The organism is Rhodococcus sp. RS1C4, assembly GCF_002258225.1.
GTDB lineage: Bacteria > Actinomycetota > Actinomycetes > Mycobacteriales > Mycobacteriaceae > Rhodococcoides > Rhodococcoides fascians_E.
The window spans coordinates 345,326-369,620 of the sequence record NZ_NOXZ01000037.1; the positions used below are offsets into that span (position 1 = coordinate 345,326).

At 64.0% G+C, this 24,295-nt stretch carries 25 protein-coding genes and 2 tRNA genes; 12 read left to right on the top strand and 15 right to left on the bottom strand.

Annotation, left to right across the window (positions count from 1 at the left end; genetic code table 11):
* Window positions 1–166 precede the first annotated feature (166 nt).
* Both CH289_RS20345 and CH289_RS20350 read left to right on the top strand, forming a co-directional pair.
* Window positions 167–784 carry a PadR family transcriptional regulator gene (locus CH289_RS20345; RefSeq protein ID WP_230594142.1) on the top strand — a complete coding sequence of 206 codons (618 nt, stop codon included), beginning with the start codon at window positions 167–169 and terminating at the stop codon, window positions 782–784.
* A complete protein-coding gene (locus CH289_RS20350; protein WP_020111608.1) occupies window positions 781–2,265 on the top strand; it encodes a DHA2 family efflux MFS transporter permease subunit in 1,485 nt (494 codons plus the stop codon). The genes CH289_RS20345 and CH289_RS20350 overlap by 4 nt, the downstream gene beginning before the upstream one ends.
* A 6-nt stretch (window positions 2,266–2,271) precedes the next feature.
* On the opposite strand, the gene CH289_RS20355 is transcribed toward CH289_RS20350, so the two are convergent.
* Both CH289_RS20355 and CH289_RS20360 read right to left on the bottom strand, forming a co-directional pair.
* The gene (locus CH289_RS20355) at window positions 2,272–2,994 is read right to left on the bottom strand and encodes a GAF and ANTAR domain-containing protein (protein WP_170947465.1); all 723 of its coding nucleotides are present in this window, start codon (window positions 2,992–2,994) and stop codon (window positions 2,272–2,274) included.
* Between the two features lie 110 nt (window positions 2,995–3,104).
* On the bottom strand, window positions 3,105–3,560 hold the full coding sequence (locus tag CH289_RS20360) for a cupin domain-containing protein (RefSeq protein WP_094724342.1): 456 nt from the start codon (window positions 3,558–3,560) through the stop codon (window positions 3,105–3,107).
* A gap of 144 nt (window positions 3,561–3,704) precedes the next feature.
* Between CH289_RS20360 and CH289_RS20365 the strand changes: the two genes are divergently transcribed.
* On the top strand, window positions 3,705–4,172 hold the full coding sequence (locus CH289_RS20365; RefSeq protein WP_019667440.1) for a universal stress protein: 468 nt from the start codon (window positions 3,705–3,707) through the stop codon (window positions 4,170–4,172).
* Between the two features lie 43 nt (window positions 4,173–4,215).
* Here CH289_RS20365 and CH289_RS20370 read toward each other — a convergent pair whose 3' ends face one another.
* The 3 genes from CH289_RS20370 to CH289_RS20380 form a co-directional block, all read right to left on the bottom strand.
* On the bottom strand, window positions 4,216–5,310 hold the full coding sequence (locus CH289_RS20370) for an adenine nucleotide alpha hydrolase family protein (protein WP_094724331.1): 1,095 nt from the start codon (window positions 5,308–5,310) through the stop codon (window positions 4,216–4,218).
* A 64-nt stretch (window positions 5,311–5,374) separates the two neighbouring features.
* A tRNA-Ile gene (locus CH289_RS20375) sits at window positions 5,375–5,448 on the bottom strand.
* A 38-nt stretch (window positions 5,449–5,486) separates the two neighbouring features.
* On the bottom strand, window positions 5,487–7,622 hold the full coding sequence (locus CH289_RS20380) for a molybdopterin-dependent oxidoreductase (protein ID WP_094724332.1): 2,136 nt from the start codon (window positions 7,620–7,622) through the stop codon (window positions 5,487–5,489).
* A 230-nt stretch (window positions 7,623–7,852) separates the two neighbouring features.
* Between CH289_RS20380 and CH289_RS20385 the strand changes: the two genes are divergently transcribed.
* The 4 genes from CH289_RS20385 to CH289_RS20400 all read left to right on the top strand — a co-directional run bounded on the left by CH289_RS20385 (window position 7,853) and on the right by CH289_RS20400 (window position 10,251).
* A complete protein-coding gene (locus tag CH289_RS20385) occupies window positions 7,853–8,206 on the top strand; it encodes a hemophore-related protein (RefSeq protein WP_019667437.1) in 354 nt (117 codons plus the stop codon).
* Between the two features lie 43 nt (window positions 8,207–8,249).
* Complete coding sequence (locus tag CH289_RS20390) at window positions 8,250–9,062, top strand: serine hydrolase domain-containing protein (protein WP_094724333.1); 813 nt, start codon at window positions 8,250–8,252, stop codon at window positions 9,060–9,062.
* A 141-nt stretch (window positions 9,063–9,203) separates the two neighbouring features.
* A complete protein-coding gene (locus tag CH289_RS20395) occupies window positions 9,204–9,716 on the top strand; it encodes a DUF3145 domain-containing protein (RefSeq protein ID WP_019667435.1) in 513 nt (170 codons plus the stop codon).
* 106 nt (window positions 9,717–9,822) lie between these two features.
* Window positions 9,823–10,251, top strand: a complete 429-nt coding sequence (locus CH289_RS20400) for a cold-shock protein (RefSeq protein WP_019667434.1) — start codon at window positions 9,823–9,825, stop codon at window positions 10,249–10,251.
* A gap of 71 nt (window positions 10,252–10,322) precedes the next feature.
* On the opposite strand, the gene CH289_RS20405 is transcribed toward CH289_RS20400, so the two are convergent.
* The 6 genes from CH289_RS20405 to aceE form a co-directional block, all read right to left on the bottom strand.
* Window positions 10,323–11,756 (bottom strand): acyl-CoA carboxylase subunit beta, encoded by a 1,434-nt coding sequence (locus CH289_RS20405; protein ID WP_020111583.1) that lies wholly within the window; start codon window positions 11,754–11,756, stop codon window positions 10,323–10,325.
* Between the two features lie 102 nt (window positions 11,757–11,858).
* The gene (locus CH289_RS20410) at window positions 11,859–13,109 is read right to left on the bottom strand and encodes a KasA/KasB family beta-ketoacyl-ACP synthase (RefSeq protein WP_026348190.1); all 1,251 of its coding nucleotides are present in this window, start codon (window positions 13,107–13,109) and stop codon (window positions 11,859–11,861) included.
* A gap of 8 nt (window positions 13,110–13,117) precedes the next feature.
* On the bottom strand, window positions 13,118–13,420 hold the full coding sequence (gene acpM / locus CH289_RS20415; protein ID WP_019667431.1) for a meromycolate extension acyl carrier protein AcpM: 303 nt from the start codon (window positions 13,418–13,420) through the stop codon (window positions 13,118–13,120).
* A gap of 144 nt (window positions 13,421–13,564) precedes the next feature.
* Complete coding sequence (locus CH289_RS20420; RefSeq protein ID WP_020111582.1) at window positions 13,565–14,473, bottom strand: ACP S-malonyltransferase; 909 nt, start codon at window positions 14,471–14,473, stop codon at window positions 13,565–13,567.
* Between the two features lie 128 nt (window positions 14,474–14,601).
* A complete protein-coding gene (locus CH289_RS20425) occupies window positions 14,602–15,888 on the bottom strand; it encodes a PucR family transcriptional regulator (RefSeq protein WP_371828068.1) in 1,287 nt (428 codons plus the stop codon).
* Window positions 15,889–16,055: 167 nt separating this feature from the next.
* Window positions 16,056–18,824: a pyruvate dehydrogenase (acetyl-transferring), homodimeric type gene (aceE, locus tag CH289_RS20430; protein ID WP_230594158.1), complete on the bottom strand. Its 2,769-nt coding sequence runs from the start codon at window positions 18,822–18,824 to the stop codon at window positions 16,056–16,058.
* A gap of 321 nt (window positions 18,825–19,145) precedes the next feature.
* On the opposite strand from aceE, the gene CH289_RS20435 reads away from it, so the two are divergent.
* From CH289_RS20435 to CH289_RS20445, 3 genes are all read left to right on the top strand, one after another.
* Complete coding sequence (locus tag CH289_RS20435; RefSeq protein ID WP_026348189.1) at window positions 19,146–19,568, top strand: DUF3052 domain-containing protein; 423 nt, start codon at window positions 19,146–19,148, stop codon at window positions 19,566–19,568.
* 28 nt (window positions 19,569–19,596) lie between these two features.
* Window positions 19,597–20,061, top strand: coding sequence for a peroxiredoxin (locus CH289_RS20440; protein ID WP_019667426.1), 465 nt, complete (start codon window positions 19,597–19,599; stop codon window positions 20,059–20,061).
* Between the two features lie 119 nt (window positions 20,062–20,180).
* Window positions 20,181–20,255: transfer RNA gene (locus CH289_RS20445), tRNA-Val, on the top strand.
* 114 nt (window positions 20,256–20,369) lie between these two features.
* Here CH289_RS20445 and CH289_RS20450 read toward each other — a convergent pair.
* A complete protein-coding gene (locus CH289_RS20450) occupies window positions 20,370–20,987 on the bottom strand; it encodes a TetR/AcrR family transcriptional regulator (RefSeq protein ID WP_020111580.1) in 618 nt (205 codons plus the stop codon).
* 66 nt (window positions 20,988–21,053) lie between these two features.
* Here CH289_RS20450 and CH289_RS20455 point away from each other — a divergent pair, with 66 nt between their 5' ends.
* Window positions 21,054–21,713 carry a TetR/AcrR family transcriptional regulator gene (locus CH289_RS20455; protein ID WP_019667420.1) on the top strand — a complete coding sequence of 220 codons (660 nt, stop codon included), beginning with the start codon at window positions 21,054–21,056 and terminating at the stop codon, window positions 21,711–21,713.
* On the opposite strand, the gene CH289_RS20460 is transcribed toward CH289_RS20455, so the two are convergent.
* The 3 genes from CH289_RS20460 to CH289_RS20470 are packed head-to-tail and all read right to left on the bottom strand — an operon-like array spanning window position 21,679 to window position 23,192.
* The gene (locus CH289_RS20460) at window positions 21,679–22,092 is read right to left on the bottom strand and encodes a DUF5313 family protein (protein WP_019667419.1); all 414 of its coding nucleotides are present in this window, start codon (window positions 22,090–22,092) and stop codon (window positions 21,679–21,681) included. The two genes, CH289_RS20455 and CH289_RS20460, sit on opposite strands and share 35 nt — an antisense overlap.
* Complete coding sequence (locus CH289_RS20465; protein WP_020111579.1) at window positions 22,089–22,538, bottom strand: MarR family winged helix-turn-helix transcriptional regulator; 450 nt, start codon at window positions 22,536–22,538, stop codon at window positions 22,089–22,091. Before CH289_RS20465 ends, CH289_RS20460 begins: the two co-directional genes overlap by 4 nt.
* Window positions 22,539–22,568: 30 nt before the next feature.
* On the bottom strand, window positions 22,569–23,192 hold the full coding sequence (locus tag CH289_RS20470) for a LysE/ArgO family amino acid transporter (RefSeq protein ID WP_020111578.1): 624 nt from the start codon (window positions 23,190–23,192) through the stop codon (window positions 22,569–22,571).
* A gap of 69 nt (window positions 23,193–23,261) precedes the next feature.
* On the opposite strand from CH289_RS20470, the gene CH289_RS20475 reads away from it, so the two are divergent.
* A complete protein-coding gene (locus tag CH289_RS20475) occupies window positions 23,262–24,125 on the top strand; it encodes a LysR family transcriptional regulator ArgP (RefSeq protein ID WP_019667416.1) in 864 nt (287 codons plus the stop codon).
* Window positions 24,126–24,295 lie beyond the last annotated feature (170 nt).

Below are 24,295 nucleotides of genomic sequence, written 5' to 3' on the forward strand. Positions count from 1 at the left end.
GATTCCCATCGATGACCTGTCGGTTAGGCCGATGTGACGTTGTCCTCACGGCTGCCCGGTGCACGACGTGAAGTCGACCGGATCGGATCCGGACGAATCCGATGAATGGGACATTTCCGCTGGTAGGCGCGTTGACTTGCGCGAGTACTCCTGCGAGAGTAGTTCCATGTCGTCCATCCGCCTGTTCATCCTGGGGTCTCTTGCCCAGCGTGGTGAGATGCACGGCCATCACCTCAAATTGCTGGCCGAGGAAGAGCACGTCCACATGTGGACCGACATCTCCGTCGGCGGGCTGTACGGCGCGCTGAAGCGGTTGCATGCCGAAGGTCTGATTTCCGATGTACGCACCGAGCAGGAAGGCAACTTCCCGGCTCGCCAGGTGTACGGCATCACCGAGGCCGGTCGCGTCGCGCTGAGCGAACTCAGACGTGACGGACTGACCGACTACGTGCTACGACCCGATCCGTTCGACCTGGCCCTGAGCAGGCTCGACCCCGACCGTCTCGACGAGCTTCCCGGCATCGTCACCGGGCGCATCGCGATGCTGAAAGAACTACTGCACACCGCCCGAGAAGCAAATGCACGGGCGCGGCCGTACTTGTCGAGGGCCGAGACGTTCGCTCTGGAACATCGCGAGAAACGCCTGCACGCAGAAATCGACTGGCACGAAAGCCTCGTCGACGCCTTACCCGACCTCGTCGCCGAGGAACGTGCACGCACACACTTTCCGCCACCACGTCACTCACCGCCATCACACCGATCGAAGGGCTCTTCCACACCATGACCGAAATCAACTCACGAGCCTCGGCACCGGCCGCGGTGGTGCCGCGCCGCTCATGGCAGGCGCTGGTGGTGCTGCTGCTCGGAATGTTCATGGCGCTGCTCGACACCACCATCGTCAACGTCGCACTCCCGACCATCGAAACCAGTCTCGACGCGTCCGAGGCCACGCTGTCCTGGATCATCTCCGGGTACGCCCTCGCGTTCGGGCTTGCGCTCATTCCAGCTGGAAAAGTAGGTGACCGAATCGGTCACAAATGGGTGTTCTTCGCCGGATTGGCACTGTTCACCGTGGCCAGCTTCGCATGTGGGTTGGCTCAGAACGACATTCAACTCGTCGTCGCCCGTATCGTCCAGGGACTGGCCGGTGGCATCTTCGTCCCCGCCGTGACCGCGTTCATCCAGCTGCTGTTCCCAGGGCAGGTGCGGGGCAAGGCCTTTGCGATCATGGGCGCAGTCATCGGCGTCTCCACCGCGCTCGGTCCCATAGCAGGCGGTCTCATCATCGAGGCGTTCGGAAACGAGAACGGTTGGCGCGGAGTGTTCTGGGTCAACCTGCCCATCGGCATCGTCGGACTGATCGCCGCCGCGGTTCTGCTGCCGAAGCGATCCGAGACGGAGACCACGCCGCAATCCGGAATCGACTGGGTGGGCCTCGTTCTCGTCACCGCAGGTCTCGTCGCGCTGCTCGTACCGCTGATCGAAGGCCAGGACCAGGGCTGGCCACTGTGGACGTATCTGACGCTCGTCGCAGGTGTGCTGTTGATCGCTGCGTTCGCCGTATGGGAAGTCCGATACACACGACGCGGACGCAACCCGCTGGTGCCGCCGAAGCTTTTCACCCACCCGGCCTTCACCGGTGGCACCATCCTGGCGCTCGTGTACTTCGCGTCGTTCACCAGTATCTTCTTCACGCTGTCGCTGCTGTGGCAATCAGGTCTGGGCAACTCCGCGCTGTCGTCGGGAGCAGTGATGCTGCCGTTCGCAATCGGAAGCATCATCGCGTCGTCGCAGAGCAACAAGCTCACCCAACGCCTCGGGCGCACAGTATTGCTGCTCGGGACGTCGTTCGTCGCCATCGGTCTGATCTGGATCTGGATCGTTCTCGCGACCACCGAGGCCGCAGACCTCACCAACTGGAAACTGCTGCTGCCCTTGTTCATCGGCGGACTCGGCAACGGCGCCTTCATCGCACCGAACGCGCAGTTCATCGTCGCGACGGTCGACCGTCAGGATGCGGGAGCGGCCAGCGGCGTGATCTCGACGATGCAGCGCATCGGCAGCGCCGTCGGCATCGCGGTGATCGGCAGTGTCCTTTTCGGATCGCTGACGATCACCGGCCCCGACACCGTGGCCAGCGGATTCATGCACGCCGCGTCCGTCGCAATGGCCGTCAGTGCGGCATTCGGTGTCGCGGCACTGCTGCTCGTCTTCGCTCTGCCCAAGCGAGTCGACGCACCAGGGCCACCTGTCCGGAGTGAGTGACCCCTACTAGGGGAGGCTGCGCTTGTGCGCTTCGATCACCGATCGCGCAAGCGCAGCGATCTTCACGTTCATGTCCTGCGACGTCTTGCGCAGCATCTCGAATGCCTGATCGTCGCCGACGTCGTGCGTCGCCATCAGAAGGCCGATCGCCTTGCCGATCTCACGGTTGCTCTCCAACCCGGCACGCAGGGTGCTGGCTTCCTCGCCGCTCGCGATCGCCGACACCGTCACCGCGGCGAACGCCGAGATCACGATGGCGCGATCCGCGACGGCACCGTCGAACGCCCCAGGGGTGTCACTGAACAGGTTGAGCGCGCCCACCTTCTTGGTGCCCAGCAACAACCGAAAACCCATCGCTCCGCGGACCGGAGTCCGCGTCACCACGCCTCGCGCAAGCGCCGGCCACTGCGTCGGCGACAGGAAATCGGGTTCGATCTGAGCAGATTCCTGCTCGATCGCGTCCAGACACGGGCCCTCGCCGGTGGCGCGCTCGATGTCGTCCACCGTCCGCGCCACCTGATCGGACGCACCCACAGTGACCGGCTGACCCCGCTGAACGACCATCAAACTCGCATGGTCACACCCGTCGACCAGCAGCGTCGCAGCAACACAGATGGCTGAGTACACCTCGTCGGCGCTGGTACCGCGATACACGATGTCCGCAAGAGCCGCGAACACCGTCGCCGGATCGGTCGACGCGATTCCGTTGGCGTGTAAATCACCGGTCATGAACACTCCGATCGGGGTGTGCGGATATCGCACAGGGTCTGGTGTCGCTGCCCTGGACTCGAGAAGCTGCATTCGACCGTCAAGGATACCGAGTGGTCACAGTGGATCGATCACCCGGCGCACAGGGGCGCCGGCGCATCCTCGGCAAACGGTTTGCCCGGAGGCTCGATGTAGGCAGCGTACAGAACCACGGGGACGTCGCCGAGGTTGGCGCCCTGATGGACGTGGCTGGCGTCGACCTCCTCGGCAACAACCTGACCCGCAGGCGTCGACACCCTGGTGCAGTCGTGCAAAGTCCTTGTCAGAACACCGGATTCGACGTACGCGTACACCGGACCGTCGTGATAGTGCCATCCCGTGGTTCCGCCGGGTGCAATGGTGATCCGGCGCGCAGTGAAATCGGTGCCGGCGAACTCTGCGCTGCCGGCGATCAGCGGAAACGAAACATGAGCCAGAGTTTCCGCTGTCACTCCGTCCGGAGGCGTCGCACCGGCAAGAGCAGGGGAGAGGCCGGCCAACGCGACACAGGACACGCCTACCGCGGCACAGCGAGAAAGCACGGACATGTGGTTCACCTCTCGTGGAAGGGCCGACCCGCACCCAGCGTAGATACGCAGGTCAATCGCGGAGTCGGTATCGAAATTTCCGCGGCCGAGAGCGGAGTCGGGAGGAGTGACCGACGCGATCGTGAGGCTGGGTAACCTGCAAGGGTGGACGAGCCAGCGCATGCCCCCGATTCCTCCGTCTTCGAGTACGGAGTGGACGGGCCCAAGGTCATCCTCGCCGGGATCGACGGCTCCGATTCGGCCTGGCGTGCCGCAGCCTATGCCGCCGGACTGTCTCGCCGGCAAGGCTCGCTGCTCGTCCTGGTCTACGTCCAACCCATCGCAACCGCCGCCTGGGGCCAAGCCGGAATCTCTCTCGTCGAAACCGGCAAGGAAATCGCCGACGAACTCCTCGCCTACATTCAGAAGTCGACCCACGACACCGACGCGATCCGGTGGGAATTCCGCACCGCGACCGGTGACCCCTTCAACGGCCTCGTCGCCGTCGCCGACGAACTACGCGCCGACGCCATCGTCGTCGGCGCCTCCGAGCACGCAGGCCATCGAATGTTCGGATCTGTCGCCGTGCGATTGGTCAAAGCCGGGCGATGGCCGGTGACCGTGGTGCCGTGAAGCTTGCCGCTGATCCAGGCAACGGTGGACATATCGAGCTCGATCAGCGAGAGAACGGAATGAAGCGTCGAACGTAGCTGCGGCGAATGGCATACCGGAGTGCTCTGGTCAGCGCTTCGTCTCGAATTCCAGCGTCTTGCATTGCGGCGAGACCTTCCCGCAAGAACGTGCGCTCACCATCGCTGACATACATGGTCCGGACAGCTTCAGGACTTATGGATCCGGGGAGCGTGGGGCTCTCCACTCCCGCTGTCCTGAGACCGAGCTTCGTTCGAACGCACTTGCCGCATTCTCCGCAATTGAAAGCCCCGTCGGTGTTGAGCCAGCACACACGCAAGTTGTTCATCGCAGTGTCCGAACTGCTGATTCTCCTGATCTTCCCGAACCGGCCGACGTCGAGTTCGTGGTGCTCGAACGACACCGAGTCGCTGGACCACAACGGGTCGAGGGACGGGTGCGAGCCCCACGGGTGCAACTGATCGCGACTGTAGGACGAGGGAATTACAACCGTCCCCAAGTGTTTCGACAGTGCAAGTCCGACGTGGGCGAGCGACGGCCCGTGAAAGACGTGCCCCCAATCGAGAGCCAAAGGGTCCCCGAGTGCCGACCGGACCGTGGTCTGGACCTCGATGAGGGGCTTACCGAATTCTGCAGCAGAAGCGCGGGCGCCGGTCAACGCTTTCCGGGCCAGTTCGGAATCGCCGACAGCGATATCGAAACCGTGAACGAAAATCAGGTGAGTAATGCGATCCGCTTGCGTGATCGCCGAATAGAAACTGTCGACGCCACCACTGAAGAAACAGCCGACGCCGGTCGCCCGCTCAGGAAGCGTCCTGGTGGGCGGTGATTGCGCTGCAGAAACTTCGATCCGACGATAGGTCCTGTACCAGTCGGCCAACACTTTCTGGGCCTTCGTCGCACCATCGAGAGCCGTCGGGTCTACCGTCCCGGCGATGACGAGATCTCGGTGCCGACGCATACCCGCTGCCAGCGCCGGCGCAAGCCACGGTGTCGCAGAGTGATCCAACGTGTAGTTCGACCGCGTGGAGACGTCGAAACTGCCGCCACCGGGAACATCGATGACCGCGGATATCTGCTTCGCCGACGCCGACTGGACTCGGACGCGTATTGAGTTCACCGGCGAATTTTGACACGAAACCATATGGTTTACCGAGGCGTGTCGGTGCGCGGTGGACCAGACGTGGGGCGGGCGGGGCTCGAACCCGCGACCAATGGATTATGAGTCCACGGCTCTAACCGACTGAGCTACCGCCCCATCTCGCGCGAGGCGAGCGGTTACGAATGCTACAACAATCACACAGCTGCGATGGTGACCGGGATACCGTTCAGAACTGCGTTGGCCGAGACCGCGTCGACCTGTTGAGGGTCGGTGATGTCGTTGACACTCGGACCCTTCACGGTCGATGCGACGGACAGTTCGACGCCTGTGCGTTGGTGGCCGAAGCCGTGGGGCATGCTGACCACTCCGGGCATCATACGATCCGATGCGAGCACTTCGATGCTGACCGAGCCTGCTGCGGACGTGACCGTCACCAGCGCCCCGTCGCCGATCCCGCGTGCGCGCAGGTCGTCGGGATGGGCGAGCAGCTGGTGCCGTGGCTTGCCCTTCGTCAGTCGAGCGGTGTTGTGCATCCAGGAATTGTTGCTGCGCAGGTGTCGTCGCCCGATCATGAGCAACTGACCGTCCGCGGGCACGGACGCCGTCGTCAGCATGTCGTGCACGGCAGGCAGATCGCCCACTACGACATCCTGAACCAGCTGAATGCGCTTGTCGCGGGTACGCAGTTTGGCCGGAAGCCCGGGCCTCAACGGGCCGAGATCGGTGCCGTGAGGGGACTTGGACAGAGCCCGGACCGACAGTCCCTTCCTTCCGCTGCGTAGCAGTGCATCCACCGTTCGACGCGGCGAGAGGCGTAGACGTGCCTCGGCCACAACCGATTTCGGTGACAGGCGTCGTCGAACGCGGTCCACCGGAGACTGTGCCAGCGCCGCTTGATAGCGGATGCCCAGGTCGCGGAAGATTTCCCAGTCCGCCTTCGCACCCGGTTTCTTCGGCAACACCGCGGGCATGAACTTGGCGGTATTGCGTACCGCGAAGGTGGAGAAGATCAGATCGTAGTGATCGCGTTCCAACGACATCGTCGGAGGAAGGATCACGTCGGCGTGACGCGAGGTCTCGTTGATGTAGAAATCGAACGACACCATGAAGTCCAAATCGGCGAAGGCCTGGTCGAGTGTGTCGCCACCGGGCATCGACAGCACCGGGTTGCCGGAGAACACCGCCATCGCACGGATGCGGCCGTCTCCGGGAGTCGTCATCTCGTCGACAAGTGTGGAACTGGGGAACTCACCGGCGAACTCGGGCAGGTCACGCACCCGTGAGCGCCACTTGTCGAAGTGGCCGCGGCCCACGATCTTTCGCTCCACCAGATCGATCGCGGGGTCCGTCAGAAGCGCCCCGCCCACGCGGTCCAGATTGCCGGTGAGAATGTTGAGGACCTGAATTGCCCACTGACACACGGTCCCGAACTTCTGCGTGGACACGCCCATCCGCCCGTATGCGACGGCAGACTCGGCGCCGGCGAACCGGGTTGCCAGATCGGTGATGGCCTCGGCCGCCATGCCGACGACGGGAGCGACGGCTTCCGGTGTGAAATCTCGTACGAGAGAAGCGATTTCGGACACCCCGTCGACATAGTCGGCAACGCGGGTCGCGCCTGTCTCGAGAACGACGTTGACAAGTGCGAGCAGCAACAACGCGTCGGTGCCGGGACGTACGAAATGATGCTCGTCGGCGACGTCAGCAGTTTCGGTTCGACGCGGATCGACCACGACGAGTGTCCCCCCGCGGGCTTTCAGATCTCGAACACGCTGCGCAAAATCCGGAACGGTCATCATCGAACCGTTCGACGCCATCGGATTGCCCCCGAGAACCAGAAAGAAATCCGTCCGGTCGATGTCCGGGATGGGGAGTACGAGTTGATGCCCGTACATGAGGTGATTGACCAACTGGTGGGGGAGCTGATCCAGCGACGTCGCCGAGTACCTGTTTCGGGTCCGCAGCATCGACGTGAACGGAATACCGTGGGTCATCGCGCCGAGACTGTGCACGTTCGGATTGCCCTGGTAGATCCCGACCGCGTTGGCGCCGTGATCACGGCGCGTGGACACCAGACCGTCGACGACGATGCGGTAGGCCTCGTCCCATTCGATTTCCTGCCACCCCGAATCGGTGCGGCGTACCGGCTTGATCAACCGGTCGGGATCGGCATGCAGGTCGATCAGCGACAATGCCTTCGGGCAGATATGACCCCGAGACAACGGGTCCTTCTTGTCACCGCGAATCGAGGTGACGGCGTTGTCCTCGACCGTGAACTCGAGACCGCACATCGCCTCGCACAGATTGCACGTCCCGAACTCGACCGTCATCTCGTTCTCCCATCGTCCCGGTCACGCCCAGAACACTCAGCCTGCAGGCTCCACTCTCGCCTCTGTCAGGTCGTTTCTGCAGGCTCCACTCTCGCCTTTTGGGTCGTTTCTGCTGGCTCCACTCTCGCCCGGCCGAGCTTAACCCGAACGCGATACCCGGCCGGGCGGTATCGTTTGCCCTGTCGGCGGATCTGTCGACCACCACATGCACTACACGTCTGGGGATCCTCATGGACTTTCGCACAGCAACGATCAGAGGTACAGCAGTCCTGGGCGCCGTCGCCGCAGGATCGCTGGTGTTCGGTTCGGTGGCCAGTGCTGCCCCCTCCGACACCATCGTCAACTCGCCGTGCTCGTTCTCGCAGATCGTCGCCGCGACGTACGCCGTGAGCCCGGAGGAAGGCGCGGCCCTCGCATCGTCGCCCCTCTCGTCGTCCTTCGCCGCGTTCCTTGCCGCGCCGCCGTGGCAGCGTCAGATCTTCCTGTCGTCGCAGCCGGCCGTGGTCGATCGCGTCAACGCCTTCTTCGGCGGGCCGGGCTCCGGATTCGTTCGTACTGTGTTCGACACCTGCACGCAGTACTGACAGCGAATTCGGGACCAGCCGGGGGCACACTAGAGTTGCCCACGTGCACAGTCTGGATTTGATCGCAGGATGGCCCGTGGACAATGCGTCGGCGACGGTGGTGTCGACGGCCGGGACGCGAGAACACTACGGCGACCAGAACCGGATCTACGAGTTGGCGTCGGTGACGAAACTCCTGGTGGCGTACGCGGCGTTGGTCGCCCTCGAAGAAGAAGCCATTTCGCTCGACCTGCCCGCCGGGCCCACTGGCTCGACGGTTCGCCATCTGCTCGCGCACACCTCGGGTCTGGCGTTCGCCGAGCAGAAGGTGCAGGCAGATCCGGGGACGAAGCGGATCTACTCCAGCGCGGGATTCGAGGTCCTCGCGGACACCATTGCTGCTGAAACGTCGATCGCGTTCACGGACTACCTCGACGAGGCCGTCTTTCAACCGCTCGGGATGACCGACTCGACGCTCCCGGGATCGGCCGGACACGGCGCACGGTCAACGGTGCAGGACCTGGAGGTCTTCGCCTCCGAACTCCTCACGCCGACGCTGGTGTCCGCGGAGACTCTCCAGGCTGCAACGTCCATCCAGTTCGACGGGCTGCCGGGAATCCTGCCCGGATACGGCAACCAGAAGCCCAACGACTGGGGGCTCGGATTCGAGCTTCGGGGCGGCAAAACTCCACACTGGACCGGGGCTGCGAACTCGCCGCGAACGTTCGGACACTTCGGTCAGTCCGGAACGTTCCTGTGGGTGGACCCGGATGCAGGTCTGGCAACGGTGGTACTCACCGACCTTGCGTTCGGGGAGTGGGCCAAGCCGCTCTGGCCGGAGTTGTCCGACGAGATTCTGCACAACAACCCCCGCTAGTCCATCGCGACACGCCGGTGCACTGGCGCAACAGGGGTAACTCGGGGCACACTGGTACATGCACACGCGTGTACGAGACACATCGCAGCAGATCGAGGTCGTTGGGGAAGACGTCCCTCGTCGAAGCTGGAGGTGTTTCTAATGCGCGAGTCCAACCAATTCGCGGATGCGACGTCGGGTGTTGTGTACATCCACTCGTCGCCTGCCGCGTTGTGCCCGCACGTGGAATGGGCACTGTCCGACGCCCTGAACTGCAGGGCCAACCTGAAGTGGTCCGCGCAGCCGTCCTCGGACGGACAACTGCGCGCGACGAGCAACTGGGTCGGCCCGGTCGGTACCGCCGCCTCACTCGCAGGGATTCTCCGTGCGTGGCAGATGCTGCGCTTCGAGGTGACCGAGGACCCGAGCGACGGCGTCGACGGTGAGCGATTCGCCCACGTTCCCGGCCTGGGTCTGTGGCGTGGGACGACGAGCGCCAACGGCGACGTCATCCTCGGCGAGATGAGGCTCAAGTCGATGATCGACGGCAATTCCGGCAACCTCGCTGCCGAAATCGAACACGCCCTCGGCAGCAGCTGGGACGAGGCCCTCGAGCCCTATCGAACGGGCGGCGCAGGCGCCGAAGTGACCTGGCTGAGCCGTAACGCCGGCTGACCGACTCACCGCACCGGCCGTCGCACGTCCGGTAACGTGACGACCGTGTCCGAGGTGGGCATGTGGGTTGGTATGTGTGGCTGAGTAGTGAGACAGGGTGGTTGGGATGTTGTCGACCGGTAAGGTCATCCGATTCGACGAATTCAAGGGTTACGGATTCGTTGCTCCGGACGAGGGCGGCGAGGATGTGTTCATCCACGTCAACGATCTGGATTTCGACAAGCGGCTGCTGGCGCCCGGCGTGCGCGTCGAGTACGTCGTCGAGGAAGGCGACCGCGGTCTCAAGGCCGCCCAGGTTCAGATCATCGATTCGCCGAAGCCGGTAACTCGTGCAGCGGTTCCTGCGGTCGTCCCCAATGCGGAAACGACGGAGTACGACGACGTCGTGTGCGACGTTCTGTCGCTGCAGGAGTTCTCGGCCGAACTGACCGAAGGTCTGTTGCGTGCGAACCGCGGACTGACTGCCGAACAGATCCTCGACGTCCGGCAGGTCGTCATGCGAATCGCGCAGTCGCACAAGTGGCTCGAGGGCTGAACGAGTCGGTGGAACGAACGTCTGTGCCCCGGCGACCGAAGTCGCCGGGGCACAGTGCTGTTCGCCCCTGATCAGAGCGGAATGTTCTTGTGATTTCCGCGAAGTGCCGGTGCCGAGGACAACGCCTTCGCGACGATGGAGCGCGTCTTCGCCGGATCGATGACCTCGTCCACGACACCGATGGCCACCGCTCGATCGACACCGCCGGCAATCGCCTCGTGTTCTACCGTCAAACGGTCGTGCAGCGCATCACGCTCGGTGTCGGGTGCAGCGGCCAGCGCCTTCTTGTGCAGAATGCCCACGGCCGCCTTGGCGCCCATGACCGCGACCTCAGATCCGGGCCACGCGTAGACCGCCGTCGCACCCAATGCTCGGGCGTTCATGGCGATGTAGGCCCCGCCGTAGATCTTGCGGGTCACCAGCGTCACCCGAGCGACCTTCGCTTCGGCGAAGGCGTGGAGAAGCTTCGCTCCCCGGCGTACGACGCCTTCCCATTCCATGCTCACACCCGGCAGATAGCCGGGAACGTCGACGATGACGACGAGCGGGATGCCGAAGGCGTCGCACAGGCGAACGAAACGCGCTGCCTTCTCGGCGCTCTCGGAGTTGAGGCACCCACCCAGCCGGATCGGGTTGTTGGCGATGACGCCGACGGTACGTCCACTGAGACGACCGAGACCGACGACGATACTGCGAGCCCAACCGCCCTGAAATTCTTCAAAGGTCGACTCACCCTCGACGTTGTCCAGAAGTTCGTCGATGATCGGATGCACGTCGTAGGCACGACGATTCGACTCGGGCAGCAGTGCGCGAAGATCGGTGTCACCGTGCTCGGCTGCCGCGATGTCGAAGGTGCCCTGCTCGCTGAACATCGATACCAGCCGGCGTGCGCGGGTCAGCGCATCCAGTTCGTCGTCGGCGACGATATGGCACACGCCCGACTTCTTGAAGTGGGTGTCCGGGCCGCCGAGCGACGCCATGTCGACCTGCTCGCCGGTGACGCTGCGAACCACGTCGGGACCGGTGACGAACACGCGTCCCTCGGGAGCCATGATGACGACGTCGGTCAACGCTGGACCGTACGCGGCGCCACCGGCTGCGAAACCGAGAACGACGGAAATCTGTGGGACGAGGCCGGAAGCGCGGACCATGGCCTCGAATACGAGGCCGACGGCGTGCAGCGCTTCGACGCCCTCGGCAAGGCGGGCACCGCCGGAATGCCAGATTCCGACGATCGGTGCGCGGCGTTCGATGGCGACGTCGATGGCGTCGACGATGTGTGCGCAACCGTCGACACCCATGGCGCCACCCATGACCGTGGCGTCGGAGCAGTAGGCGATCGTGTGGACGCCGTCGATGTCGCCTGCAGCGGCGAGAAGGCCGGACTTGTCACGATCGTGCAGAGGAGTCATCGTCCCGGCGTCGAACAGCTTCTCGAGGCGGGTAACGGGATCGCGGGGGTCGGTGGACTGACCTGAGCGAGTGGCGGGGGACAGGATGGTCATCGCGTTCTCCTTCTACATGCCCCTCGCACGATCGAAGGGGCGATCCCCGGACGGGAGCGAGAGTGCGCTCCCGCCCGGGTGCTACGACGGTGTCGAGCCGGTTCAGGCCCGACCGAAGGCGAGCGCGACGTTGTGCCCACCGAATCCGAACGAGTTGTTGATCGCGTAATCGATTTCGAGGCTGCGGGCTTCGCCCTTGACCACGTCGAGATCGATTTCCGGATCCTGGTTATCCAGGTTCAGCGTGGGAGGAATGATTCCCTCGCGGACCGAGAGAACGGTCAGCACCGATTCGAGGGCGCCGACAGCGCCGATCGAGTGTCCGAGAGCGGACTTCGGCGCGTACACCGCTGCATGGGTACCGACTGCCTTGTTGATCGCGAGCGCTTCGGCGGTGTCACCGATAGGTGTTGCCGTTGCGTGCGCGTTCACATGCTTGATGTCGGACTTCTGCAGACCAGCGTTCTCGATTGCCCGCTGCATGGCACGAGCAGCACCCTTGCCCTCCGGGTCGGGTGCCACGAGGTGGAAACCGTCCGAAGTGATGCCTGCGCCGAGCAGCCGGGCGTGAATCGTCGCTCCACGAGCCTTGGCGTGCTCCTCGGTCTCGATGACCATGAGTGCGCCTGCCTCGCCGAAGACGAATCCGTCGCGATCCTTGTCGAACGGTCGCGACGCGCCCTTGGGGTTGTCGTTGTTGGTGCTCATCGCTCGCATCATGGAGAAACTCGCGATCGGCACCGCGTCGATGTATCCCTCGACGCCACCGGTGACCACCATGTCGGCGTCACCCATGACGATCATCCGCCACGCATGCGCGATGGCTTCCGATCCGGAGGAGCATGCCGACACAGGCGTGATGACGCCTGCCTGTGCCTTCAGCTCCAGGCCGACGACCGCTGCGGGTCCGTTCGGCATGACCATCTGAACCGCGAGAGGAGACACCTTGCGGTAGCCGCCCGACTTCATCTTGTCGTTCGCGTCGATGAGGGAGTCACCGCCGCCCAGACCGGTGCCGATCGACACTCCGAGACGGAGCGGATCGACCTCGGGGCTGCCGGCGTTCTTCCACACCTCGCGACCGAGAACCGTGGACAACTGCTCCACGTAGCTCAGCCTGCGGCACTCGACTCGGCTCAGAAGCGTCGCCGGGTTCACCGCGAGGTGTCCGCCGATTCGAACGGGAAGGTCGTACTCGGCGACGAAATCGTCTTCGAGCACTCCGATTCCGCTCTCGCCGTTCAGTAGACCCTTCCACGTTGCGTCCACATCACCGGCGATGGACGTGGTCGCAGCGAGGCTGGTGACGACGACACTCGGGAAGCGTCCGTTGTTGGTGGATGGGTTGGTCACGGTCCGACTCACTCGCTCGCGGAGTCGTCGAGCTTGGCCTTGATTGCCTCTGCGGCTTCCGGGTTCTCCGCTTCGAGCTTCTGGATGTACGACACTGCGTCACCGACGGTGCGAAGACCGGCGAGGTCCTCGTCGGGGATCTTCACGCCGTACTTGTCCTCGGTCTGCACTGCGATCTCGACCATGGACAGGGAGTCGATGTCGAGGTCGTCCACGAAGGACTTGTCGATGGTCACCTCGGACGGCTCGATACCCGTGACCTCCTCGATGATCTCTGCAAGTCCGGCGATGAGGTCTTCCTGGCTGGCCACTTGAGTGGCTCCCTTCTTGTTGGTGTCTATCTTTTTCGGGTCGGCACGCCGTGAATCGGCATACCGAAGTCATGGGTGCGCACTCGTACGTTCATCGAGCGAGTGCGCGGCGAGGCTGCCTGTCATCGGCGGCCGCGGGTGCGGTCAGATCAGGTCCGCCAGCTTGGCGATGTCCTCGGGTGTCTTGAGGCCCAGGTTCGGTGTGCCCTTCAGTTCGCGCTTGGCGATACCGACGAGCGTTCCGGCCGGCGGCAACTCTGCCACAGCCGTGACGGCGGCGTCACGCATCGTCGCGGTGCAGAGGTCCCACCGCACAGGCTTGGTGACCTGTGCTGCGAGTTTGGTGAGTGCGTCCGCACCGTTGGTGACCGCCTTGCCGTCGGAATTCGACAGCAGGGTGCGGACAGGGTCGGACGGGGTGATCGCGGCGGCAGCAGCGGCGACTGCTTCCTGCGCGGGCGCCATGAAGCGAGTGTGGAAAGCACCGGCCACGGGGAGCGAGCGGACCCGTGCCTTCTCCGGCGGGTTGGCGGCCAGTTCCTCGAGCGCGCTGTGCAACCCGGCTGCAACGATCTGCCCGGCAGCATTGATGTTGGCGGGTTCGAGTCCCAGCTCCTCCAGCCGAGCGAGCACAGCGGCCTCGTCTCCGCCGAGCACAGCGGACATGCCCGTCGGCTCCAGAGCGCACGCCTTGGCCATCTCGGACCCGCGCACGGCAGCGAGGGTGACGGCTTCGTCGGCGGAGATGACGCCGGCGACGGCGGCAGCGGCAAGCTCACCCACGGAGTGTCCGGCGATGAGCGCGTCCTGCGGCAGCAGGTCCTGGCCGGCGATCTCCTCGAACGCGAGGAGAGCCGCCGCGACGACGAGGGGCTGGGTCACCGACGTGTCGGTGATTTCCTCGGCCGTCGCGGTGGTACCGAGCCGTGCCAGGTCGAGTCCGGACGCCTTGGACCACAGGGCCACGCGGTCGGCGGCTCCGGGTAGTTCGAGCCATGGCAGAAGCATGCCGGGTGTCTGGGAGCCCTGGCCGGGCGCAAGCAACGCAATCACATCGTTAAGAGAACACCGTGACTACCCGTTTGGGAGATGTCGCTCTCGATGAACTCTTACCGCCCAATTTGTAGGGTCCCAACAAATGCTCGGCCGGAGTCGCGACATCGCCACGGTCCGCATTCGCGTTACGTGACGATTTCCCCGAATGTGACGTGTGGGATTTGTGGGGCTGGATAGTGCGGTTCGTGATGCGTTTGAGTCAGTCTGCCCACCGTTGCCGCAACTCGAAGCACGTACGCATCCCTCGGAGTCGTGGGGTCGCGGCCCGTGACCTCTGTGATTTTCTTCAAGCGATACCGCACCGTATTTGGATGAACAAACAGCAAACGTGCACAAGTCTCGACAGCGCCCCCGCTGTCGAGGTATGCGTCCAACGTGTCGGCAAGGCCGGGGCCCGCGCTCGACAGCGGGTGCACGATCAGGTCGTTCAGAGCGCTGATCGCAGCCGAGTCACCCAACAGTGCGCGCTCCGGCAGAAGCTCGCCCGCGTGCACCGGACGGGGCGCACCGCGCCACCCCGCAACGGCCTGCATACCCGCGAACGCCTCCACCGCGCTGGAATGCGCGGCGCCCAGAGTCCTCGTCGTGGGCCCGATGACGACCGGGCCGTCGGAGAAATTCTCCAACATGTCCGCCAGAAACGCCGCGCTCGCAGAATCGTCCACGAGCTGCCCACTGACCACCATCACCAACCGAGTGCCCTGAACCACCGCGAGCGCCGCTCGACCGTGCTTCTGTGCGACGGCGTGAACGGTGCCGACGACCGACACCCCCTGATCGTCCGGCGGTGTACCGACGAGAACCGTCGCCGGCGCTGTCGCGTCCCAGTTGAGCGTTGCGGCACGCGAGAGCATGTCCGAACCCGTGTCACCTCGCACCACAGCGTCGACGACGAGAGCTTCCAGGCGGGTGTCCCATGCGCCTCGGGACTCGGCGGCACTCGCATACACCGACGCCGCAGCGAAACCGAGCTCGCGTCCGTACCGCAGGACAGCCTCGGTCAGTGCAACGAGCTGCTGATCGTTTCGAGCCAACGCAGGAAGCCACTGCTCGAAGAACTCCATCGCGACCCGCACCATGTCCACCGTCTGGCGAAGCGTCAACCGTCGGGCCAGATCCTGCGGGATCACCTGAAACGCGTCCAGGCTGAAGCGGATATCACTCTGCGGGTTCTTCAACCACTCCAGGAAGTTGTCCACCGCCGTCTGGATCAGCAACTGCACACTCGCACGCTGCGCGGCATCGAGACCACCGAAGAACGGCAGCTGATCCTGCATCGCGGTCACGGCCTCGGTGGAGAGCCGCCCCGAGAACTGCTTGACGCGCCGCAGCAATGCGTCGGGAAGGGGGTCGCGCTTCTGGCGGGCCGACGTCAACGCCGTCACCGGCAGATGCACCTCGTTGTCGGTGATGTATTCCTCCCCGGCGGCGGATGCCGTTCTGTCGCCGACTCCGGGCGGTGTGTCACCGGCGCCGGTCGGCGTTCTGTCTGCGACCACAGGAAAAACCTACGCCCGTCCACTCGTCCGCGGGGAAGCGGTACGAATGGACGGGCGCACTGGTGGTCTCCGGTCGGTCGTTACGCCGAGCCGGTGTCCGCGAACGACGTGGGAGCCGCCGTCACGTCGTCGATCTTGTACTTCTCCGCGGCCTCGACAGCCTTGGACTTGTCGATCTCACCCGAGGCCGCGAGAGCGGACAACGTCGCGACGACGATCGACTCGGCGTCGACGTTGAACACCCGTCGAGCCGCGGGACGCGTGTCCGAGAATCCGAATCCGTCGGTTCCGAGGGTGACGTAGTCGCCCGGAACCCACTGGCGGATCTGATCCGGAACGGCCCGCATCCAATCCGACGCCGCGACGACCGGTCCGGCAGCGTTCTGCAGAGCCGTCGTCACGAACGGGACGCGCTTGTCCGCACCGGGATTGCGAAGTGCTTCCTGCTCGGCTTCGACACCGTCGCGGCGGAGCTCGCCCCACGACGTCACCGACCAGACCGCCGACCGGACGCCCCACTCGTCGAGCAGAAGCTCACGAGCCTTGCGGGCCGACACGAGACCGACGCCCGACGCGAGGAGCTGTGCCTCGGGTCCGTCGCCGTCCTGCGGAGCCTCGAACCGGTAGATGCCCTTGAGGAGGCCCTCGACGTCGAGGTTCTCCGGCTCGGCCGGCTGCACGTACGGCTCGTTGTACAGGGTGATGTAGTAGAAGATGTTCTCGCCGCCGAAGCCGTCCACACCTTCGGTGCCGCCGTACATCCGTCGCAGACCGTCCTTGACGATGTGCGCGATCTCGAAGGAGAACGCCGGATCGTAGGCGACCGCGGCCGGGTTGGTCGACGCCAACAGCAGCGAGTGACCGTCCGCGTGCTGCAGACCCTCACCGGTGAGCGTCGTACGTCCCGCAGTGGCGCCGAGGACGAAGCCGCGGGCCATCTGGTCCGCCGCTGCCCACAGGCCGTCACCGGTCCGCTGGAAGCCGAACATCGAGTAGAAGATGTACAGCGGGATCATGACCTCGCCGTGCGTCGCGTAGGACGTTCCGACCGCCGTGAACGACGACGTCGAGCCGGCCTCGTTGATGCCCTCGTGCAGGATCTGACCGACCGAGCTCTCCTTGTAGGCGAGCATCAGTTCCGAGTCGACCGACGTGTACAGCTGGCCGTTGCGGTTGTAGATCTTCAGCGACGGGAACCAGGAGTCCATACCGAACGTGCGCGCCTCGTCCGGGATGATCGGCACGATCCGGTGGCCGATCTCCTTGTCGCGCAGCAGCTCCTTCATGACGCGCACGAGCGCCATCGTGGTGGCGACTTCCTGCTTGCCGGAGCCCTTGAGCAGCGTCTTGTAGGTGGCATCGCCCGGCTGCGGAAGCGGCTTGGGGCTGACCCGACGCTCCGGGACGAACCCGCCGAGCTTGTTGCGACGATCGAGCATGTACTGGATCTCGGGAGCATCCGCACCGGGGTGGTAGTACGGCGGCATGTACGGATCCTTCTCGAGCTCCTCGTCGGAGATCGGGATGTGCTGCAGATCGCGGAAGGTCTTGAGGTCGTCGAGCGTCAGCTTCTTCATCTGGTGCGTGGCGTTACGACCCTCGAAGTGCTTGCCGAGCGTGTAGCCCTTGATGGTGTGCGCCAGGATGACCGTCGGCTGGCCCTTGTGTGCCATCGCAGCGGCGTACGCAGCGTGGACCTTGCGGTAGTCGTGACCGCCGCGCTTGAGGTTCCAGATGTCGCCGTCGGAGAGATCCTTGACGAGCTCCTTGGTCCGCGGGTCGCGGCCGAAGAAGTGGTCGCGCACGTAGCCGCCGTCGTTGGCCTTGTACGTCTGGAAGTCGCCGTCCGGCGTCGTGTTCATCAGGTTGACCAGGGCGCCGTCGCGATCGGCGTGCAACAGCGCATCCCACTCGCGGCCCCAGACGACCTTGATGACGTTCCAGCCTGCGCCGCGGAAGAACGACTCCAGTTCCTGGATGATCTTGCCGTTACCGCGGACCGGGCCGTCGAGGCGCTGCAGGTTGCAGTTGACCACGAACGTGAGGTTGTCCAAGCCCTCGGTCGCGGCGACGTGTGCGAGGCCGCGCGATTCCGGCTCGTCCATCTCGCCGTCGCCCAGGAACGCCCAGACGTGCTGGTCCGAGGTGTCCTTGATGCCGCGGTCGTTCAGGTAGTGATTGAAACGCGCCTGGTAGATGGCGTTCATCGGACCGAGGCCCATCGACACCGTCGGGAATTCCCAGAAATCCTGCATCAAACGCGGATGCGGGTAGGACGGCAGTCCGCCACCCTGCGTCTCGTGGCTGGCTTCCTGACGGAATCCGTCCATCCGCTCGGCCGGGATACGACCCTCGAGGAACGCGCGGGCGTAGATGCCGGGGGAGGCGTGGCCCTGGATGAAGATGTGGTCGCCGCCGCCCGGGTGGTCCTTGCCGCGGAAGAAGTGGTTGAAGCCGACCTCGTACAGAGCGGCCGAGGACGCGTAGGTCGAGATGTGTCCGCCGACGCCGACTCCTGGCCGCTGAGCGCGGTGCACCATGATCGCGGCGTTCCAGCGGATCCACGCGCGATAGCGGCGCTCGACTTCTTCGTCACCGGGGAACCACGGCTCGTTCTCGGTCGGGATGGTGTTGACGTAATCGGTCGAAGTCAGGGACGGCAGCGCAACACGTCGTTCTCCTGCGCGCTCGAGCAGACGCAGCATCAGGTAGCGCGCGCGGTTCGGACCCGACCGCTCGAGGAGGCCGTCGAACGATTCGATCCATTCGTTGGTCTCGTCGTTGTCGATGTCGGGCAGATACGAGGCGACACCCTCACGGATGACGCGTACCCGACCCTCCGAGCCGATGGGCCCGTTCGTCTTGCCTGCAGATTGTGTGCTCTGCCGATCGTCCTGGTTCAACTCGGACAACGTGTGTACTCCTCCATGTGGCGGTCGCTCGGTGCGGCGGCCGGTCCATGCAACTCGCGCTCTGTGACGGCGAGCTACTTCTCGGTTTCTCGGTGACTCCGCTCAATCCTCCTACATATGTTTCACCGACGTAGTACGGAGTCCCAATACCCACCAGTAGAAATTTATGTACGCAATTTCGGCGCGGTCAGCTTGCGCGAACGGGAGAAACACTGTTCGCTTGCACTACTTCACCCACTATGCAAGGAGGTCACCACCGTGGTCGCCGCGGCGGACGCTCAGAACTACGCTCAGAAACTTGGAATCACCCGCGACTTGGTCGTTCAGGAGCTGGGCTGGGACGAGGACACAGACGACGATCTGCGGGCCGACGTAGAGGACACCATCGGCGGTGAAACCCTCGACGAGGACTCCGACGAAGTCATCGACGTGGTGCTGCTGTGGTGGCGCGACGGCGACGGTGATCTGGTCGATGCACTGATGGACGCCATCGGTCCGTTGTCGGACGACGGATTCGTCTGGGTCCTCAGCCCCAAGACCGGCCTTCCCGGCCACGTCGAGCCCAGCGAGATCGCCGAGTCCGCCCCCACGGCGGGACTGACTCAGACGTCGGCCGCCAACCTCGGTGACTGGATCGGCAGCAGGTTGGTGCAGCCGAAGACTCGCGCGGTCAAGCGCTAACGATCCGTCGACAAGGAAGTTTGATTCCATGCCACTCGAGGTGGGCGCGGAGGCGCCGGACTTCACCCTCAAGGATCAGAACAATCAGGACGTGACGTTGTCCTCGTACCGAGGCGACAAGAACGTACTGCTCGTGTTCTATCCACTCGCCTTCACCGGCACGTGCCAGGGCGAGCTGTGCAAGGTTCGCGACGAACTACCCAAGTTCGAGAACGACGACACCGCGATCCTTGCCATCTCGGTCGGTCCACCGCCGACGCACAAGATCTGGGCAGCAGAACAGGGGTACACATTTCCCCTGCTGTCCGACTTCTGGCCACACGGTTCGGTCGCACAGGCCTACGGGGTGTTCAACGACAAAGCAGGCTTCGCCAACCGCGGAACCTTCGTCATCGACACCGACGGCATCATTCGTTTCGCCGAGATGAAAGAGCCCGGCGAAGCGCGTGACCAGACCGCTTGGGAAACAGCTCTCAGCACAGTCCGTACGTGAGTGGAAACTAGGCGATGGCCTACATTTCCACTCACGTGGGCTGACCTGCGGAATTGTAGATTCCCGGCGGACAGGATAAGTTTTTCTCCGTGTTCCGGTGGCCTCGGTCATCGGGATCCGGGCGTATAGCTCAGCGGTAGAGCTCTGGTTTTACACACCAGCGGTCGGGGGTTCGAACCCCTCTGCGCCCACCACATTTCGTCGATCGTCTGGGTTCGACGACCGGTCTCGCGCAAGTCGGCAGGCAATCGAGCTGCCGCAGAATGCTTTACAGGCCTACCGCCCTGAGTAGTGCTGTGTGCAGAACCTCAGTCCGTCGGCTTCGTTGTTCCGGCAATGCGGTCCGCCAGACGCGCACCCTCTTCGATGAAACGGCGGCGCCCCAGGGTCGTGAAGGATCGGTCGTCGGACAGGAACGCCGACGCGAAAATCTCGATCTCGGAGATCGTCGCCACCGCGATGACTCCGGCTTCCGCAGCCGGCACCTTCCCTCTGACCTTCTTCGCGGCTGCCGCCAGGACGGGAATCAGAACGAGCGCGTTCTCGCGCCGAATCGCCTCCACTTGCTGGCTCGCGCCGCGGGAGGCGACGAAATACACCGTTGCGGCTGTTCGGTTGTCGCCGAGCCACTTCACGAACGGCGCGACGAGTGCTCCCATTTGCCGCTCGGGAACAACGACCTCCGTTGCAATGCGTTCCACTTCGTTCACGTAGTCGGCGGCGAACTCCCGCAGACCCTCGAGAAGAATCTCCTCACGGGAGGGGTAGTGGTAGTAGATGGCCGCAGATGTCATGTCGGCGGCGGCCGCGATGTCGGCGACAGTGATCGAATCAGCGGGTCGAGCGGCGAACAGTTCGAAAGCGGTGGAGACTATGACGCCCCGCCGCGACGGACGGTGAGCGGGCCGCTTGACTGTTGCCGACATTCGATCTCCTCTGTAACGGGGTCATGCAACACTAGTGCTTCGGCGAACGAGAGGTGAGACTTCCAGGTGAGCGAGAAGGGGGCGGGCGTCGGCATGGGCAAGAAATCACCGCACAGACCATCGAGGCGGCACGAGATCGTGTCGGCGGCAATCAAAGTCTTCGCAGCAAAGAGCTTCTCGGACGCGAGTATTCAGGACGTCGCGCTCGAAGCAGACGTCGTTCCATCGGCCGTCTACTACCACTTCGCGGGTAAGGACGAGCTGTTCGAGCTGGCCATGCGGCAGGTGCTCGACATGGTCGACGCTGTCGTAGCCCAGGTTCGTGCCCAGGAAGGCGACGACGATCCGTCGCTCGAGGCCGTGATCCTCGCCGTGTGGAAATGGGTCGAGTCGCATCCCGACGAGTCACGCCTGCTGCACTACCATCTGCCCGGTGCCACGGCTGAGGCGTCGGTGCTACGACGTGAGTTCGAGGAAGCTCACGTGCAACGCGCGTTCGAGTACCTGCCGCCCAGCCCCACACCACTGAGCCGGCGCGCTGCCGCGAGTCAGCATGCCACGCATACCCTGTCCACTCGCACGCTCATCGAACTGCTGATGATCGTGCACGCCCTCCGCATGGACGAAGGTCCGTTGAGCAAGCACGCATCCAAGAGTTTGAGCCGTGCCGTGGTGACGGTCGGCCAACGCATCATCGTCGGCGCGGGGGCGGCTGACGATTCCTGAGGTGCAGGCGCTCGTATCGAACGCGCTCGTCCTCGAGTGCCGCCGTCTTGCGATCGCTCTGGAGATTCGATGGGAGACCGTGTAATTCGAGCCGGCGGGCGCGGTTGAGCTCCATGAACGCCACGGTGTAGAAGAGTGCGAGCAGCACGCTCAGCAACACCATCGCTCCGCGCAACCACAGTGCGCCGGGAAACAGCACGAAGAACCCGATGAAGATCGGGAGGAACGGAATCATGGATCGGAGAAGGTGTCTCGGAACGGCCCCTCGCCCGATCAGGTCGTTGCGGACCCAATCCTGCATGGACATCGGAAGCCTGCGCCCGGCCACGTAGCCGAGCCACTGCAGAAAGTTCGGTCGTGTTCGTGGTGTCGTGCTCATTGCAGCGCCCCTGCATCGATAGCGGCTCGGTTGATGCGCCCGAGCACCGTGCGAAGTTCTTCGAGTTCGGTGATCTCCACTCCGAGTCGTTCGACGACGGCAGGGGGAATGTTCTCCGCCTGCGTCCTCAGTTCGGCACCGTCTGCGGTCAACTCGACGGCGAGCTGACGCTCGTCGCTACGGCTGCGGGTTCGAACGAGGAGACCGGCTGCCTCCAGCCGTTTGAGCAACGGGGACAGGGTGGGGGAGTCCAGTTGCAATGCCGCTGCGATTTCTTTCACCGACCGCGGCGAGGACTCCCAGAGCGCCAGCATGACCAAGTACTGAGGATGAGTGAGCCCCATCGGCTCCAGGAGGGGCCGGTAGACGGCGAGAACGGCTCGGTTGGCAACCGCCAGTGCGAAACAGACCTGCCTGTCGAGAGCGAGTGGATCGTCGTCGGACACGCTTTTGATAGTACACGAATGGTTAGTGCACTAACTATTTACTGCTTGTACTGCCAACGTCGAGCCCAGAGCGACCATGAACGCTGCGATCGCGCCGTCGAGGACCCGCCAGGCCATCGGTTTCGCAAATGCCGGTTGCAGAAGGCGGGCACCGTATCCGAGCGCGGTGAACCACAGGACGCTGGCGGTACACGCACCGATTCCGAACCAGATTCGCGCGGTGTCGTACGTTGCCGCCACTGATCCGAGGAGGACCACCGTATCCAGGTACACGTGCGGATTCAGCCAGGTCAGCGCCACCGCTGTAGCGAGGACGGTGCCGATCCTGGCCGGTTGCGACGCACGATCCGCGGACATGGCGGACGGGCGCAGAGCGCGACGCATCGACAATGCGCCGTATCCGAGAAGGAACGCAGCGCCGCCCCAATAGGCGATCGTCATCAAGGAGGGGGAGTTGTCGACGAGGAAACCTGCCCCGGCCACGCCGGCCGCGATGAGGACGATGTCCGACGCCGCGCAGACCGCGACGACGGGAAGCACGTGCGTCCGCGCGATCCCCTGCCTCAGAACGAACGCGTTCTGAGCTCCGATGGCCACGATGAGCGACAGGCCGAAAGCCAGGCCCGCGAGGGTAGGACCGAGTGCGCACGTCATGAAGGAAAGATTAAGAACGGTCAGATCTGAAGTACAGCGAATATATCTTCACCATGATTAGTATTACTTATGCGCGAACCCGACCTGTCGCAGCTTCACGCTCTCGCCTCCGTCGTCTCCGAGGGCTCGTTCGATTCCGCAGCCACGCAATTGCACATCACTCCTTCGGCGGTCAGTCAACGGATCAAAGCGTTGGAGACATCGGTGGGGACGGTGCTGGTTCACCGCTCCAAGCCGGCCCGGATCACCGAGGCGGGGATGCCCTACCTGCGGCTGGCGCAGCAAATAGGAACGCTCGTCGCAGAGCTGACTCCAGGCGCGCCCGCGTCGGTACCGATTGCCGTGAACGGTGACTCGCTCAACACTTGGGTTCTTCCTGCAGTGGCACAGCTGTCGCACCGCATGGAGTTCGACATCAAGAGAGAAGACCAGGATCACTCCGCGGAATTGCTACGTCAGGGAGTTGTCGTGGCGGCGGTCACCACGTCGGCGGATGCCGTCCAGGGGTGCTCCGTGACCCGACTCGGGGTGATGAAGTATCGGCCGATGTGCTCGCCGGAGTTCCGGGACACATGGTTTCGCGACGGACCGTCGGGCGACGCATTGTCCCGTGCTCCGATGATCGTGTTCGACCGCTCCGATGATCTACAACACCGATATCTCGAACAGTGGGGTGTGACGAGGCGTGCAGGTCCCACGCACTTCGTGCCGTCGTCGGCCGACTTCGCCGAAGCGGTGAGGCTCGGAATGGGCTGGGCCGTCCTGCCCCGACAGCAGATCGACAGAATGCGCACAGGAGTGGACGTCGTCGACCTCGCGCCGGGCACCGGCGTCGACGTCACGCTCTACTGGCAGCAGTGGACGTTGAAAACGGCCGCTTTGGCCGAGTTGGCGTCGGTGATCGCCGTCGCGGCGGCAAGTTCGCTGGACTGACCGCCCGGACTGGACGCGGGAGGAGGCGTGTTCATCAGCAAAGAACGCTCAAAAAGTCATCAAGTCGTAAATCTTTCCTGAAACAGGATCTTGGTATATGTTCTCGGGACAGAATAAGTCCGTGCGGTTTGTTGTTATTCACAGCCTGCACGGACGGGTCTGTGTTCACG